The following is a 1,523-nucleotide window of genomic DNA, read 5'->3' as shown; positions in this document are numbered from 1 at the left end:
AACCGAACGAGCCCTGAACGCGGATGAAGCCGCTGAGCTTCAGGCAGGTTTCGGTGCCCGGGATGTAGAAGTAGCCAGTGCCGAAAGCGTCGCAAACGCGAACGTATTCCATGGGCTCCGGCTCGGCGGCGACGATTGCGTCGGCTGCCTGTGCGCCGGATACTGCTGCGAGAGCTGCAGCGGAGCCGAGAAGAAGGCTCTTGATGTTCATTTCTGACCTCCAGTCAGAATCAGGACTGTTCTGACTGTTATCGTCAACCCCAGACTAGGACGGCCGGGCGAACTCGCTCATGTAATATGGCGTTCAAGGACGGGTACACACATGTCCAGATCGTGGGATGCCAGGTGAGCATAACGCATCGTCATCTCGAGGGTCTGGTGACCCAGCCACATCTGAACGCGTCTGAGATCGATACCGCCTCTCACCAAGCGTGACGCGCAAGTATGGCGCAAGACGTGCGGTACGATATCGGCCTCGTCCCCCAGTCCGGCTGCTGTTTTTGCGTCATTCCAAACGGCGCGATACTTTTGCTGGTCAATGGACGCGAATGGACCGGGAGATCGATCCACCAGGGCATTAAGAGCCTGCTTGGCTCTGGCGGTTAGGGGTACAGTTCGACTGCGGCCAGATTTGGTTACCCAAAACGTCACCCGGCCCTGGTGAACGTCATTCCATTTCAGAGCGATGGTCTCGCCGAGACGTGCGCCGGTATCGACGAGGAATATGGATAGTTTTAAATAGAGGTCCGAGCGGTTTCCGATTTCGCGAAACAGCGCTTCTTCTTCGTCCGGTTCGAGAAAGCGGAGGCGGCCCGCTCTTTCTTTCTGGCGCTTGAACTCCGGCAAGCTATAGATGTCGCCCATTTTGTACGCTTTCCGCAGCAACTTGCTTAGCGCCGCCATCTTCCGGTTGATGGTTGCGTTGCTGTTGCGACGTTTGCGTAAAGCGCCGATCAGGTTGTCGAGCATGTCTTGTGAGAAAGTAGAGAAGCGAGCAGCGAGCAATATCTCGTCGAGCTCTCCGATGAAGGCTTTCACATTGTATTTGTGGTTGCCTTCCTCCCACAGAATGTCGGCATAACGCTGAAGCAGTTCGGCGAGCGTGGTGTCCTTAACCACCCCGCTCGGACCCCGCGGGCTAAAACTGTAGTGGACTTCGTACCCGCTACTTAGGTTCGGGAAGTCGAAGTCGCCCGTTTGTTTTTCAGCATCCTTCCCCAACTCGCCGATCCCCTTGCCGACTGACGCCGGAGTGAGACCGATAAACCGACGGCTTTCAAGCCGGCGCTTGATGTCTGGACATCGTCCTGTGCCGAGACGAGATGCAAACGTTGCTAAACAGCAACAGCCCGCAACTCGAATGTGAGTTGCGGGCCTGATATCAAACCTGACTAAGTCAGATTAGAAGTCGCGCTGCAGGCGGACGAAGCCGAATACCTGGTCGTCGCCGTTGTCTTCATCTTCGTACTGAACCGATACGCGGGTAGCGAGGCCTTCGGTGATCTTGTAGTCAACCGTTACGC

Annotated in this window: 2 protein-coding genes and 1 pseudogene; all 3 read right to left on the bottom strand. The window is 56.3% G+C overall.

Going from position 1 to position 1,523, the window contains the following annotated elements; genetic code table 11:
• Positions 1-211 (bottom strand): porin (locus BKP54_RS34725; RefSeq protein ID WP_198956911.1); only part of this gene is annotated, 211 nt, incomplete at its 3' end.
• A gap of 77 nt (positions 212-288) precedes the next feature.
• Positions 289-1,221: a site-specific integrase gene (locus BKP54_RS34720; protein ID WP_084815712.1), complete on the bottom strand. Its 933-nt coding sequence runs from the start codon at positions 1,219-1,221 to the stop codon at positions 289-291.
• Positions 1,222-1,401: 180 nt separating this feature from the next.
• A pseudogene (locus BKP54_RS37020) lies at positions 1,402-1,523 on the bottom strand (porin); the annotation flags it as partial.

Source organism: Ensifer sp. 1H6 (genome assembly GCF_001976035.1).
Lineage (GTDB): Bacteria > Pseudomonadota > Alphaproteobacteria > Rhizobiales > Rhizobiaceae > Ensifer > Ensifer canadensis.
The sequence above is the reverse complement of the archived record's forward strand: the minus strand, read 5'-3'. Positions and strand labels throughout refer to the sequence as shown.